This is a genomic window from Shewanella sp. HL-SH8 (assembly GCF_051165765.1).
GTDB lineage: Bacteria > Pseudomonadota > Gammaproteobacteria > Enterobacterales > Shewanellaceae > Shewanella > Shewanella glacialimarina.
The window spans coordinates 2,445,877-2,459,542 of record NZ_CP195039.1; the positions used below are offsets into that span (position 1 = coordinate 2,445,877).

Here is a 13,666-nt window from a genome sequence, read left to right on the forward strand (position 1 = left end):
AATAATATGAAACTAAGTATGCGTCTTGGTCTTACCTTTGCGCTGCTAATCGTCTTAATGTTAGTCATTATCGGGATTGGCTTAAAAGAGCTGTCAACCGTTAATAGTATTACCTATAGGATCGTCACCGATGATTGGCGTAAAACAGTTTTGGCCAATGACTTAATAGATTTGGCGAATAGCAATGCAAAAAGCCGTTTAGAACTATTAATAAATGACGATCCAGGCGATCAAAAATCACTGCATGAAAGACTAGAAAGCAATAAGATTGATATAGACCAAAAAACCGCTGAACTTGATGCAATGATTAAATTGCCCGATGGAAAGGCTAAAATGGCAGCACTTAAAGAGATGAGGGTTAATTTTCAAACAGAGTTTAATCAAATCAATGACCTGATTAACAAGGGGTTAAAAGAAGAGGCCATCAAAGTGATGATCGATGATGCCATGCCTATTCTTAATGCTTATTTAGCAGCAGCTGCAGAATTGGTTAGTTTTCAAGGCTCTGTGCTAGAAGGCTCAGCCGAAGTCTCTCAGCAGAGCTATGAAGATGGTATTTGGGCAATGGGGATTGCGGGGTTACTTGCTTTCGTTGTCGCCATAGTAGGCGCGATTGCAGTGACTAAATCCATTACCCGTCAACTTGGTGGTGAGCCTAGTTACGTTACTCAGGTCGTCAGTTTAATCGCTAATGGAGACTTACAAGTTAAAGTTGACGTTAAAGCAAATGACACCTCAAGTATGCTTTTTGCTGTTAATACAATGGTAACCAAGCTTTCAGAAATCATTACTAGCATTCGTGCATCAGCCGATAATCTCTCTAGTGCCTCTGAACAGGTCTCTGCAACGGCTCAGAGCATGAGTCAAGGGGCAAGTGAGCAAGCGGCAAGTGTGGAAGAAACTTCTGCTTCAATAGAGCAAATGTCCGCATCAATCAGTCAAAATACCGAAAATGCCAAGGTTACTGATGGTATGTCGTCTAAGGCGGCTAAAGAAGCTGACGAAGGTGGAATCGCGGTACAGCAAACAGTAACTGCTATGAAATCAATAGCTGATAAAATCAGTATTATCGATGATATCGCCTATCAGACTAATTTATTAGCGCTTAATGCCGCTATTGAGGCTGCTAGGGCCGGTGAGCATGGTAAAGGTTTTGCCGTTGTTGCCGCTGAAGTTCGCAAACTCGCTGAGCGCAGCCAAGTTGCTGCCCAAGAAATTGGCGGCGTGGCGGCAAATAGTGTCGGGTTGGCTGAAAAAGCGGGTAAGCTTCTGGATGAGATTGTACCTTCAATCAAGAAAACAGCGGATCTTGTCCAAGAGATAAGCGCCGCTTCTGAAGAACAATCTTCTGGAGCCGCGCAAATTAACACGGCAATGGAACAGCTCAGTCAAATTACTCAGCAAAGCGCTTCTGCATCTGAAGAGCTTGCCGCCACCGCTGAGGAAATGAGTAGCCAAGCTGAATTACTTCAAGACGTTATTAGCTTCTTTAAGGTTGAAATTTCCAGCTCAACTCAAATGAATAGCAAGAGAACAAATCATCAAGGTCAAGCAGATAAATCAAGAACCAGGACCAAAGATCGTTCTGCTGCCACTAGCGAACATGACTTTGTACGCTTTTAGGAGGTAATAATGAATTTTCCCAGCAAGCTGGCCAGTTCTATTGATAATAATATTGAAGATGATTGGCAATATTTAACCTTTAATTTAAAAGAAGCCATGTATGCAATTGGTATTTTACATATAAAGGAAATTCTAGAGTACAGTAATGTTACACCTGTTCCTATGATGCCAAATTTCATCAAAGGTGTGATAAACCTAAGAGGTTCTGTCGTTCCAGTCGTGGATTTAGCTGCTCGCTTTGGGGCTGAACAAAGCAATATTGTAAAACGGACTTGCATTGTCATAATCGAAGTACTGAATGAAGATGTAATGCAAGTTATTGGTGTAATGGTTGATGCTGTTTCTGAAGTGATTGAAATAAGTAACAAAGATATAGAACCTGCACCAGCCTTTGGCGCACAAATAAGGGCAGATTTTATTCACGGAATGGGTAAGATAAATGGTAAGTTTGTGATTATCTTACAGGTAGATAAGGTCCTGTCCGTCCAAGAAATGACAATGGTAAGCACCTTAGTTCAAGATCAATTGCCTAATAACAAACAGTGATCAGAAAAAAAATGCTGTAAATCACTGCTTTATTCCTACGCTTTCAAAACCTAACAGGTGTGGGAATATTTTTGATCTGCTGTTTTTTGAGGATAAGTATGGATATTTTAAACCTCAGTGATAAAGAGTTCTGCTTATTTCAACGAATGATTTATGAAATAGCTGGTATTAATTTATCTGAAAATAAAAAAGCTCTTGTCAGCAGCCGGCTTGCTAAAAGGGTTAAACATTTTGGATTAAATAGTTATACGCAATATTTTGAGTTACTGCAGAGTAAATCTCATAACGAATATCAAATAGCCATAGACTTACTGACGACCCATGAGACTTTTTTCTTTCGCGAGCCCAAACACTTCGACTTTATTCGAGATATCATTATCCCAACTTGGAATAGTGTTCACCACAGCGTCTGGAGCGCAGCAAGTTCATCCGGTGAGGAAGCTTATACTCTGGCAATGATACTGGCAGAACATGCTGGTAGTAAAAATTGGGAAATCTTGGGTACAGATATCAGTACTCAAATATTAGATAGAGCCAGAAGCGGGCATTACGCTATTGAAAAAGCAGATAATATTCCAAAAAACTATCTGACTAAGTATTGCCTCAAGGGAACAGGGCAGCAGCAAGGCACGTTCATCGTGTGTCCTGAGCTGAGGCAAAAAGTTAAATTTATACATGCCAATTTAAAAGATAACCTTGGTCAACTTGGTAGTTTTGATGTGATCTTTCTTCGCAACGTACTCATTTACTTTGATATGAAAACAAAGCAACAAGTTGTTAATCAATTACTAAGACAACTAAAACCCAATGGATACTTTATAGTTGGCCATTCTGAGAGTCTCAATGGTGTTGTGGATAACCTGAAAGTCATTGTTCCTTCTGTGTATCAAAAACGATGAATACTGCATTGCCAAACACTGATTTTAAGAGCATAACCTTGCAACCTGGTGAGTTTCACTTTAACCAAGGAAAGGTAAAAATTAATACCTTGCTGGGTTCCTGTGTTGCCATCACTTTATGGCATCCTGAAAAACATTTAGGTGGAATGTGCCACTATATGTTGCCTTGCTGTGGCACCTCTAAAAGACTCGATGTTGGTTTCTTTGCCGATGGAGCTATTTCACTGTTTTTAAAGGAAATAAGAAAATATAAAACCTTACCTCAAGACTATCATGTCAAGCTATTCGGTGGCAGTAATATGCTTCAACAACTCAATTTTAATCATCATTTTCTTAATGTTGCTGAAAAAAATATTGATGCGGGACTAAAATTATTAGCCGTTAACGGATTTAATGTTCAAAACATGGATTTAGGAGGCTCGGTTCACAGACAAGTCTATCTAGAATTATGGAATGGTGATGTATGGGTAAAATACGGTGAACGCGATCTTACTAGAGAAGCGCTATGACAAAAATCAAAGTAATGATAGTCGATGATTCGGCCATCGTCAGACAGGTATTGCAAAGTGTATTGAATAAAGACCCTGGCATTGAGGTCATTAGTGCTGTTGCTGACCCTTTATTTGCCATGAATAGAATGGCAATTCAGTGGCCTGATGTCATTGTTTTAGATATAGAGATGCCGCGGATGGATGGCGTCACTTTCCTTAAAAAAATCATGGCAGAACGGCCAACTCCAGTTGTGATTTGCTCAACATTAACAGACAAAGGTGCTGAAACAACTATGCAGGCTTTGTCTGCTGGTGCCGTTAGCATAGTGACCAAGCCAAAAATAGGTTTAAAAGATTTTATCCAAGATGCCGCGAGTGATATTACAAACGCAGTTAAAGCCGCAGCAAAAGCAAATATGAGCAATATTCGCATGCCTAAGGCTGCGGTCACTGTAAGAGTAAAAAATAGTGTAGAAAGCTTAATACCTTGCGGGGCATCGGCTATGTCTAAAACGACCGAACATGTGGTCGCCATTGGTACATCCACAGGTGGCACTCAAGCTTTAGAGTACCTTCTAAAAGCTTTACCTTCTAATTGTCCTGGCATAGTGATTGTTCAACATATGCCTGAAAAGTTTACCGCATCTTTTGCTGAGCGACTTAATAATATTTGCGATATACGTGTAAGTGAAGCCCGTAACAATGATCGTGTTTTACCTGGCCATGCACTTATTGCTCCGGGAGGGAAACACATGTTGCTTAAACGTAATGGCGCACAGTACATAGTGGAAGTTATTGATGGCCCTTTAGTGAATCGTCATAAGCCTTCGGTAGACGTACTTTTTAGATCGACCGCTAAATGTGCCGGCAAGAATGCGGTAGGATTTATTCTAACCGGCATGGGCGATGATGGTGCAAGAGGACTAAAAGATATGCTGGATGCTGGCGCGCCTACGGTGGCTCAAGATGAGAAATCTTGTGTAGTATTTGGCATGCCAAAAGAAGCTATTGCACTTGGAGCGGCGAATAAAGTATTAGCGTTAAATCAAATCCCGCAAGAAATCATGCGTTATGCTCATTTAAAAGACTAGCAGAATAGTTAAAATCAGAGTGTAGACTATAGAAATTACATTATTGAAAATAAATGATTAATTCAAAAAGTAATTTAGACTATATCATTATTAAATAAAGCATTTCCCTTCTTATTTAAATCAATATTATAAATATAACACCTAGGTTGCATCTGTTGAAATCCTTCCTTATTCCACTGGAATATTAACAAGTGTATCCGCCGGATTAAAGTGTTGTTGCTATTTATATTAAAATATCAACGTAAGCCGCATTAACTCTAAATGTCTAAGGTGTTAATTTAATGTTTGTATTTAAATTGTCTGATACAAAATTAGTGAGGTTTATGAATAGTAATTAATCTGAAAAGTTAAGTTAAATATTGTTTTGTTTAGTAAATGGCCATATCAATACTGGTTAACAGCGAGATTTGTTGCTTTATCATCAGCCTAACGGTATTTGGCGTGACCTACGTCACGTTTTGTTAATTTATTGGGCTTGTTTAATGTTATTATTTCTACAGAGGATTCAGCTTTAAAAGTAAGTAGAGCTAGGGTATTTGACGCTATATTATCCGTTTTAAAGTAAATGTTATTTGGTATTAACAATTATAATTATTATTTTCAAAGTGATTGCAACCTATGTATCTGCTAAGCTTGTTCCTTTATGTTTGACCTGTTTAATAAATTTATTCACTATCTAGTCGTCGTTATATTTACCAAGTTAAAGGTAACGAAAATATAATAATAAATATGACTGGGAGTTAATTACTATGTTCCAAAAAAAATTATTTCTACAAGTATTCAATCGGCCTTAATTGCTTCATTTGCCGTTTCTTCAAGTGTTTCAATCTCTGCATTCGCTGCGGATGAGCAGGTTAAAGTAGAACGTATTGAAGTCACAGGTTCTCGCATTAAACGTCAGGATATGGAAACTGCCTCACCAGTTACCGTAATTGATGCCGCTGCGATTAAAGCTGAAGGATTTACTTCTGTTGATGAGTTGTTACAGGCACAAACATCAATGGCTGGTGCCGCGGTTGGTTCGAGCACAAATAATGGTGCCGATGGTATAGCCCAGGTTGATTTACGCGGTATGGGCTCTCAACGTACTTTGGTGCTATTGAATGGCCGTCGTATGGTCAATTCTGGTTCTGGTGCAGATAGCGCTGTCGATTTAAACGCGATTCCTGTCGCCATGATTGCCCGTGTTGAAATTTTAAAAGACGGTGCTTCTGCCGTATATGGGTCTGATGCTATTGCGGGTGTGGTAAACATTATCACCAAAAAAGACTTTGAAGGTTTTCAGTTTGATGTTCAAGGTGGCATGACTGATAAAAGCGATGGCGAAAACGGTGAAATCAGTGCGCTTTATGGCATGAACACTGACTCAGGAAACTATACTTTTGGGGTTGCCTATTCTAAACGTGAAGGCGTGATTCAATCAGATCGCGACTGGACAGATCCTGGTTATAGCTCTTTTATCCCGACGGGTTCATTAGGTGGCAAGGTAATTAACGATCAGGGTGAGTGGGTTAATCGCGATAGTGGTTATGACTATACCCAAGACAGTTTCTATCAAACCCCAAATGAACGTACCAGTGTGTTTGCTAACATGGTACAAGAAATCAACGATGATATTGTATTTACCGGTGATTTTTTATATACCAAACGTAAATCTAGTCAGCAAATGTCAGCTCAACCAGCTGATATCATGTTAAATGTGTGCGGTGATCCTAACACATTACCAGGCGAGTCTTGTTTCACGTTTAATGATGCAATGATTGCTGGCGGTATTGCTGCTGATGATACCGGCCGTGTCAATTATCGCCGTCGTACCACTGATGTAGGCCCGCGTATAAGTTCGCAAGATACCGATACATATCGTTTATCTGCAGGTTTAGCTGGTACTTTAGATGTTCATACTGGCTTTAACTGGGACGCATCTTATACCTACGGCAACAACAAAGCGAAAACACAGGTTGATAATTCAATTAATGCGACAAACATGGAAGCCTCTGTTTATGCTAACCAGGATGCATGGTTTAGTGGCGACCCATTAAATCAAGCTATTATCGACGACATTAGTTTTACCGAACAAAATAGTGGTGGCAATGAGCAACATACTTTCTCTGCAGGTCTAAACGGTGAGTTATTTGATTTAGATGCCGGTGCAGTTGCTTTTGCAATTGGCGCAGAGTACCGCTATGAGAGTGGTTCCTATACTCCTGATCAAGTTATTCAGGATGGTGACAGCACTGCTGCGCAGCAGGATGCAACGGATGGCGACTATAACGTGTTATCTATCTTCCAAGAAGTGAGTGTACCGTTTACTGATAAATTAACCGGTGAATTTGCGCTACGTTATGATGATTATTCAACCTTTGGTAAAGCGACTACCTGGAAAGTGGGTTTAACCTATGAAGCCGCTGATGACTTAATGCTTCGTGGTGTTGCTGCAACAGGCTTCAGAGCACCAAGCATCAGCGAATTATACGGCGGAGACACAGGTTCATTCGATTACCTAACCGATCCGTTAGGTCATGAGCAGGACCCGCAAATTCTGGTTCGTTATACTTCTGATGATGATTTGCAAGCAGAAGAATCTGAATCATTAACCGCAGGTGTTGTGTATTCACCGAGTGCAATTGACGGCTTATCGTTAACATTAGATTACTGGAGCTTCAAAGTGACTAATGCGATTACACGTCTAGATGTGCAATCAGGCATTAATGCATGTTTAGTTGGTAACGACAACACTGCTTGTGAAACCTTTGGCATTGACCCAGCGGCCGGAGCGGCTAAGTTTGATAACTTAACTAGCTCACTGACTAACGTGGGCTCTCAAGATACTTCAGGTATCGACTTTAACCTAGCGTATACCTTTGAAGGCTTAGGCCTAGACTGGAAGATCAGTAACGATACTACTTACTTGCTGAACTTTGAGCAAGATAACGAAGATTACACGGGCACAATTGACGGCAATTTTGGCGCCTATGCAAAAGTGCGTAATAACTTCAGTATTCAAGCGTCTCAAGGTGATTGGAGTGTGATGTATTTTAATCGCTATATTGGGCCAATGGACGACCACTATACTGATTATGATGAAAATGATAATCCAATTGCTGCGCTAGCTAAGGCTGATTCAGTGCTCTACCACAACATCTCTGGTACATATCATATCAACAATGATATGACGGTCATTGCAGGTGTTAAAAACTTAACTGATGAAGAACCGTCAAGTGTAACAAATGGTTCAGATGGTGGTACTGTACCTGAAGTTTATGATGTTATTGGACGTCAGTATTATGCTGGTTTCTCAATGAAGTTCTAAGCCAAATAAAAACTTAAATTAAAATCTGAGTTAGCGCTAGCAAGGAATTGCGCTAAGACAGCAAAGTGATAAATAGAAGCCAGCGTAAGCTGGCTTTTTTTCACTAGTAAACTGTGTGGGACTGCAGCATTATCCTAATGCGGCCGTTGCTGAACTCTTTTGAATTAATTCAATTTTGTATCCATCAGGATCTTCTACAAAAGCGATCTGCGTTTTACCGCCAGCGACTGGTCCAGGCGCGCGAGTAATTTTACCACCTGCTGCGGCAATGGCTTCACAACGGGCATAGATATCTTCTTCACCTATTGCTAAATGACCAAATCCAGTACCTAAATCATATTGTTCAACACCCCAGTTATAGGTCAGTTCAATAACAGCCTGTCCGGTAGACTCTTCGCCAAAGCCGACAAATGCTAGGGTATATTTATACTCAGCATTTTCAGATTTTCTGAGCAATTTCATTCCCATTACATCAGTATAAAAAGCGATACTGCGCGCTAAGTTACCTACACGGATCATGGTGTGTAAAAGTTGTGACATGTTAATCGTCCTTTCAAAACAGGTATAGAGAGTAAATCAGAATAATATCAAGAGTAATGGGAGTATAATAGGCCAGAGTGTCAGATCTGGTCGGTAAACCTAGATATTCGCTTGAGTATTATTTTACAGGCATGCGATAAAGCACAAAATATTTGCTTTACATCACAATTGTGTTGTTTCTCTCTATGAAATTATTTCTATCGCGTTATTATTTGATCATAATATTTGGGAGGGTTAAACATGACAACTGAACTTAAAATGGCTTTAGGTACTACAGTGGTAATTGCAATTTGTTTCAGTGCTTTCTTCGTATCACTTTTTTAAGAGCACAATAGTTCATTAATGCTAAATAATAAAAAAGCCGCATTAGCGGCTTTTTTGATCCCAACTTAATCATAAACGCTTATTCATTGGGGTAAACCTTCTCTTTAAATTCACTCGGTACCACTTTGAGCATTTTAAACTCAAAGTGGTTGACGATTTTTACAAGTGAGAATTTAGAACGATTTGTTATTTAAAAGAACGGTTGTCATTTCAGAACAAAGTATTTCAAAAGCTTACTTTTTGATTTGTATAAAAATAACCATTAATTCTAAAATTTATAAACTTGAATCCGTGATTCCATATCTTTGGCAATTTGCGATAATTGTAAACTAGATGCAGATAATTGTTCTGCTCCTACCACATTCTTTCGTGCTTGATCATTTATACTGCCGACATTAGAGTTAATGTCTTGAATAACATCACTTTGTTCCTGTGTTGATATGGCGATAACACGTGTTACATCATCAACAGATTTAATATTATTGACTATTTTTTCTAAAACTGTTGAAATTTTCTGAGCGTTTACTACAGCCTCCCTAGCTTGTTGATTGCCACTTTCGATGCTTGAGAATGCTTTTTGTGAACTGCGCTTAAGTACATCTACAACGCCTGATATTTCTTCAGTTGATCGTTGAGTTCGCTGAGCCAACGAGCGAACTTCGTCCGCTACCACTGCAAATCCTCTGCCTTGCTCACCCGCTCTTGCTGCTTCAATAGCAGCATTTAATGCAAGTAGATTAGTTTGTTCAGCAACCGACTTGATTACATCTACCATTCCTAAAATATCGTTAACTCGGGTATTCAACTCAGTGATCGTATCACCAACTCTCGCCACTTCCTCTGCAGTCCTAGATACACCCAACATCGAAGTCTTTACCGCGACCTCACCATTGACAGTTTCTTTTGCTGCATTTGCTGCTTCATCCGAGGCAATTAACATATTTTCCATCACAGATTTTATCGACGCATTCATTTGTTCTGTAGCACTAGCGATGCTAGAAATATCAATTTGCAATTGCATCAAGCTATCTTTGCTTTCCTTTGAGGCACTTGATGCTTGCATGGTCGCAACACCAATTTTATGAGCATTTTCTTGAAAACTGGCAAAATCTTTTCTTATATTTGAAAATGTAATATTGATTAACTTGGCTATTCTGCCTAGCTCGTCTTCAGTCATTATTTCTACTGAGTCAGTTAGATCTTTTTCGGTATCAATTTTCTTCATAAACCGATTTATTTCATATGACTGTAATGCTCTTAATTTTAAGGTGCTGTACACTGAATAGGCTAAAATCAGCATCAAAATCAACACAGCACTCTCAATAAGAATTACCAGTAGCCTTGAATTTACTTTATCCATCGCATATTGAGATGTCTCATCAAGTAACTTTTGTTCAACAACTTTTAACGCATCTATTCGTAACGTTGCTGCAGAAAACCAACTATTAGCATCGACATTAAACCCACTATTTTTTTCTGCTATTTCACGAAACCTAAGCACTTCTAGGTTTTGTGTTGATTCAACAAAACCATCTAATACTTTTCTGTACGCTGGTGATGCAACAATATAAGTCGATTTAAGGTAGGTATTTTGCTTAGTCACTCGTTCAATGAAAGAACTGAATAATGCTGGCGTAAAAGTGTTACTAGCAAATACACTGTTAAGTATCGCTCTTTCAATTCCTGCTTGTTCCTTGGTATAGGAAATATTGTAAAGGGTCAAAAATTTTTCTGCAGAGGTGGTTTCTTCCAACTGTGAAGCTAAATATCCATTCAAGTCTAATATGATTTGGTTATTTATTGTGTAATAGGAGAGTACGTCTGTTAATGAAATCATAATAGAATCAACATTTATACGAACTTGTTCTATTTTCTTTAGATTATTAATAAGTTGGGCAATGTCCTGAGCACTTTTGGCATCCATGTCAGCTTTATCTATAAAATTTATTAAATTTAGAATTTGCTTATCAGTAACCATTCTTTGCTGTTTAATTTCAGCAGCAAATTTAACCCCTTCAGAGCCAATAAATCCTGCGGACATGCCTCTCTCTTTCTGTAATTCATGAACTAAATGACTAGTAATTGTTACTAGTTTTGCATCAACAATAGTTTTGTTAGCTTGGTCAAGAGAACCATATGCACGAACGATATCAGCGCATATAAACAGAATTAAGAAAATAACAGGAACAAGGGTTAACACAGATAAGTGACGAGATAGCCAACGTTTCATGCTTTTTACTCCAATAAAATTGCCCATAACGAGTACGATTAAACATCTTTATTAGATCCCTTAAATGTAGATGATGTTGGTGTTATTGTAACGATTCGTTCTACAGCAACTGTTTTATTTATAAAAAATAGACTTATCAGGTAGATATAATCGTGAGTTAAGATAAGTTTCTTAGTTCAATAGCATAGTATTTTGCAATGTTAATTAACTCAAATAAGCAACTTTTGAAGCATTTATACATTGAGACAGTTAACAGTCATTGCAGATATTAACAATCAACTAATTTACTATAGCCTGTTATTTGAATATTAGATGAAAAATATGATCAAAGGTAATAGGTAGTTATTTTATCTAGATATCTATAACGTGGTTTATCAAACAATATGGACGGTGTATTTTCTTAGTCCAGTCAATGGAAGACATCGGATAGCGACTACTAAATTATAATTATGGAGTTTGTTAAAAATCTGAAGATTTTCTTATGTTATTTAAAAACGTTTAAAGTGCTTAATTTATGCTAATGGTTATTTTTAGAACAAGCCCAGAGTGACTCAATAATAATTTGTTTTTAAATCAATGCTTCAGATAGTTAAGTCATTAAATATTATATTTAATTGGTGTTATTCTTCAGGATAAATCTTCTCTTTAAACTCGCATAAATCTTCAATAATGCAGCTACCACAACGTGGTTTTCGCGCCAGACATGTATAGCGACCATGTAAAATAAACCAGTGATGAACATCGACTTTAAATTCACTCGGTACCACTTTTAGCATTTTAAGCTCAACCAAGTCGGCGTTTTTACCTGGGGCAAATTTAGTCCGGTTTGCCATTCTAAAAATGTGTGTATCAACCGCAATAGTTGGCCAGCCAAATGCTGTATTGAGTACAACATTAGCGGTTTTGCGCCCAACACCAGGCAAGGCTTCTAATGCTTCTCTATTCTCGGGTACTTGACCGCCGTGAAGGTCAATTAGCATTTTACAGGCGTTCACCACATTAATGGCTTTATTGTTATACAGGCCAATCGTTTTAATATAGTTCTTTAGACCATCGACACCTAAGTCGTAAATAGCTTGTGGAGTATTGGCAACAGGAAATAACTTGTCGGTGGCTTTATTTACGCTGACATCGGTAGCTTGTGCCGAGAGCGTAACTGCGACTAACAATTCAAAGGGCGAACTGAAATTAAGCTCTGTTTCTGGCTTAGGGTTGTTATCTCTTAATCGGGTTAGGATTTGTGCACGCTTATCTTTATTCATCAGTAATGCTAGCTCACTTTAGTAATTCTTACGCGGGCTACAGCCTCTGTTTGCACCTTAGGCTGACGTTGTCTTATCGCATCATCGATCCAATTTTTAAGTGCAATTAATAAACCCATTGCAATGAAAGCACCGGGTGGTAGTAGTGCTAACAGGAAGGCATTATCAACTTGCCAAAGATGTATGGTTAATGATTTAGCCCAATCACCTAATAATAAATCCGCGCCGTAAAATAGGGTTCCCTGACCAATAATTTCACGTGTTGCGCCCAAAACTATTAACACAGCAGTAAATCCTAACCCCATCATTAAGCCATCAAATGTCGAGTGGGCGAGGGAGTTACGAGATGCAAATGCTTCGGCACGGCCAATAATGACGCAGTTGGTCACTATCAATGGTAAAAATATTCCAAGGGATAAATATAAGCCGTAGGCATAAGCGTTAACCAGTAATTGAACACAGGTGACGAGTGCGGCAATGATCATCACAAAAACCGGTATGCGGATTTCTTTAGGCACAAGATCACGAACTAAAGACACTAAAATGTTGGAACCTACCAATACTAATAAAGTTGCAAGGCCTAAACCCAACGCATTTGTCACTGTCGCGGTAACCGCTAATAACGGACATAAACCGAGTAGCTGGACTAATCCGGGGTTGTTTGACCATAAGCCTTGCTTGGCAATTTCTTGATACTTACTCATGTGTTTCTGTTTCTCCACAAGGTCGTCCACCTAGGTACAAATCTTTGCGATTAGCCTCAACAAAGGCGACCGCATTGCGAATGGCTTTAACATATGCTCTTGGGGTTATTGTGGCGCCAGTGAATTGATCAAATTGGCCGCCATCTTTTTTTACGAACCAGGATTTATCTTCTTGTTCCCAAATTTTATCAGTAAATTCAGTTACCCAATCGGATTTTCTTAACTCAATTTTATCCCCTAAACCGGGAGTTTCTTGATGGGTGAGGGTACGAACTCCTAGTACGCTATTATCGTTGTCGATACCAATAATAATCTTAATCGCGCCGTTGTAGCCGTCCGGGGCAATTGCTTCTATAGCTATTGCTGTCGGCTGCTGTTGTTTCATAGCGATATAAGCGGGTAAGTCATCAGATGTGCCGAGTAAATCAGGGGAGTTAACCCAAATGCACTGTGAAACTAGCTCATTATCATGATATTGAGCAGGGATCACTTGGGTTAATGTTTGACTTAACTGAGCGACTTGTTGTTTGTGAATGGTATCTTTGGTTAAGCCATTGACCACGGCAACTAAACCGGTACAACACAGTGCAAATACACCGAGGATTGTGCCGTTTTTAAGCATTGAATTATCTTTTAATGACACAGA

General features: G+C 38.9%; 11 protein-coding genes. 6 read left to right on the forward strand and 5 right to left on the reverse strand.

What is annotated here, in order from left to right:
* Window positions 1-6 precede the first annotated feature (6 nt).
* From ACRWQN_RS10750 to ACRWQN_RS10775, 6 genes are all read left to right on the forward strand, one after another.
* Complete coding sequence (locus ACRWQN_RS10750; RefSeq protein WP_434937668.1) at window positions 7-1,623, forward strand: methyl-accepting chemotaxis protein; 1,617 nt, start codon at window positions 7-9, stop codon at window positions 1,621-1,623.
* Between the two features lie 9 nt (window positions 1,624-1,632).
* Window positions 1,633-2,169, forward strand: coding sequence for a chemotaxis protein CheW (locus ACRWQN_RS10755; protein WP_434937670.1), 537 nt, complete (start codon window positions 1,633-1,635; stop codon window positions 2,167-2,169).
* Between the two features lie 98 nt (window positions 2,170-2,267).
* Complete coding sequence (locus ACRWQN_RS10760; protein ID WP_434937672.1) at window positions 2,268-3,068, forward strand: CheR family methyltransferase; 801 nt, start codon at window positions 2,268-2,270, stop codon at window positions 3,066-3,068.
* Window positions 3,065-3,577 (forward strand): hypothetical protein, encoded by a 513-nt coding sequence (locus tag ACRWQN_RS10765; protein WP_434937674.1) that lies wholly within the window; start codon window positions 3,065-3,067, stop codon window positions 3,575-3,577. The genes ACRWQN_RS10760 and ACRWQN_RS10765 overlap by 4 nt, the downstream gene beginning before the upstream one ends.
* Window positions 3,574-4,650: a protein-glutamate methylesterase/protein-glutamine glutaminase gene (locus ACRWQN_RS10770; RefSeq protein WP_434937676.1), complete on the forward strand. Its 1,077-nt coding sequence runs from the start codon at window positions 3,574-3,576 to the stop codon at window positions 4,648-4,650. Before ACRWQN_RS10765 ends, ACRWQN_RS10770 begins: the two co-directional genes overlap by 4 nt.
* Window positions 4,651-5,554: 904 nt before the next feature.
* Window positions 5,555-7,960, forward strand: a complete 2,406-nt coding sequence (locus ACRWQN_RS10775; RefSeq protein WP_434937677.1) for a TonB-dependent receptor — start codon at window positions 5,555-5,557, stop codon at window positions 7,958-7,960.
* 129 nt (window positions 7,961-8,089) lie between these two features.
* On the opposite strand, the gene gloA is transcribed toward ACRWQN_RS10775, so the two are convergent.
* From gloA to rsxG, 5 genes are all read right to left on the reverse strand, one after another.
* Entirely contained in the window at window positions 8,090-8,500 is a 411-nt protein-coding gene (gloA, locus tag ACRWQN_RS10780; protein ID WP_434937679.1) for a lactoylglutathione lyase, read from the reverse strand.
* 592 nt (window positions 8,501-9,092) lie between these two features.
* Complete coding sequence (locus ACRWQN_RS10785; RefSeq protein WP_434937680.1) at window positions 9,093-11,054, reverse strand: methyl-accepting chemotaxis protein; 1,962 nt, start codon at window positions 11,052-11,054, stop codon at window positions 9,093-9,095.
* A 620-nt stretch (window positions 11,055-11,674) separates the two neighbouring features.
* A complete protein-coding gene (gene nth, locus ACRWQN_RS10790; RefSeq protein ID WP_434937682.1) occupies window positions 11,675-12,316 on the reverse strand; it encodes an endonuclease III in 642 nt (213 codons plus the stop codon).
* 8 nt (window positions 12,317-12,324) lie between these two features.
* Entirely contained in the window at window positions 12,325-13,020 is a 696-nt protein-coding gene (locus ACRWQN_RS10795; RefSeq protein WP_434937684.1) for an electron transport complex subunit E, read from the reverse strand.
* Window positions 13,013-13,642, reverse strand: coding sequence for an electron transport complex subunit RsxG (gene rsxG, locus ACRWQN_RS10800; RefSeq protein WP_434940639.1), 630 nt, complete (start codon window positions 13,640-13,642; stop codon window positions 13,013-13,015). The genes ACRWQN_RS10795 and rsxG overlap by 8 nt, the downstream gene beginning before the upstream one ends.
* Window positions 13,643-13,666 lie beyond the last annotated feature (24 nt).

Coding starts and splice junctions, on each gene's coding strand:
- ACRWQN_RS10775 (WP_434937677.1), top strand. CDS start 5,555: ATGGAAACTGCCTCACCAGTTACCGTAATTGATGCCGCTGCGATTAAA.
- rsxG (WP_434940639.1), bottom strand. CDS start 13,642: ATGCTTAAAAACGGCACAATCCTCGGTGTATTTGCACTGTGTTGTACC.
- gloA (WP_434937679.1), bottom strand. CDS start 8,500: ATGTCACAACTTTTACACACCATGATCCGTGTAGGTAACTTAGCGCGC.
- ACRWQN_RS10795 (WP_434937684.1), bottom strand. CDS start 13,020: ATGAGTAAGTATCAAGAAATTGCCAAGCAAGGCTTATGGTCAAACAAC.
- ACRWQN_RS10785 (WP_434937680.1), bottom strand. CDS start 11,054: ATGAAACGTTGGCTATCTCGTCACTTATCTGTGTTAACCCTTGTTCCT.
- ACRWQN_RS10760 (WP_434937672.1), top strand. CDS start 2,268: ATGGATATTTTAAACCTCAGTGATAAAGAGTTCTGCTTATTTCAACGA.
- ACRWQN_RS10765 (WP_434937674.1), top strand. CDS start 3,065: ATGAATACTGCATTGCCAAACACTGATTTTAAGAGCATAACCTTGCAA.
- nth (WP_434937682.1), bottom strand. CDS start 12,316: ATGAATAAAGATAAGCGTGCACAAATCCTAACCCGATTAAGAGATAAC.
- ACRWQN_RS10755 (WP_434937670.1), top strand. CDS start 1,633: ATGAATTTTCCCAGCAAGCTGGCCAGTTCTATTGATAATAATATTGAA.
- ACRWQN_RS10770 (WP_434937676.1), top strand. CDS start 3,574: ATGACAAAAATCAAAGTAATGATAGTCGATGATTCGGCCATCGTCAGA.
- ACRWQN_RS10750 (WP_434937668.1), top strand. CDS start 7: ATGAAACTAAGTATGCGTCTTGGTCTTACCTTTGCGCTGCTAATCGTC.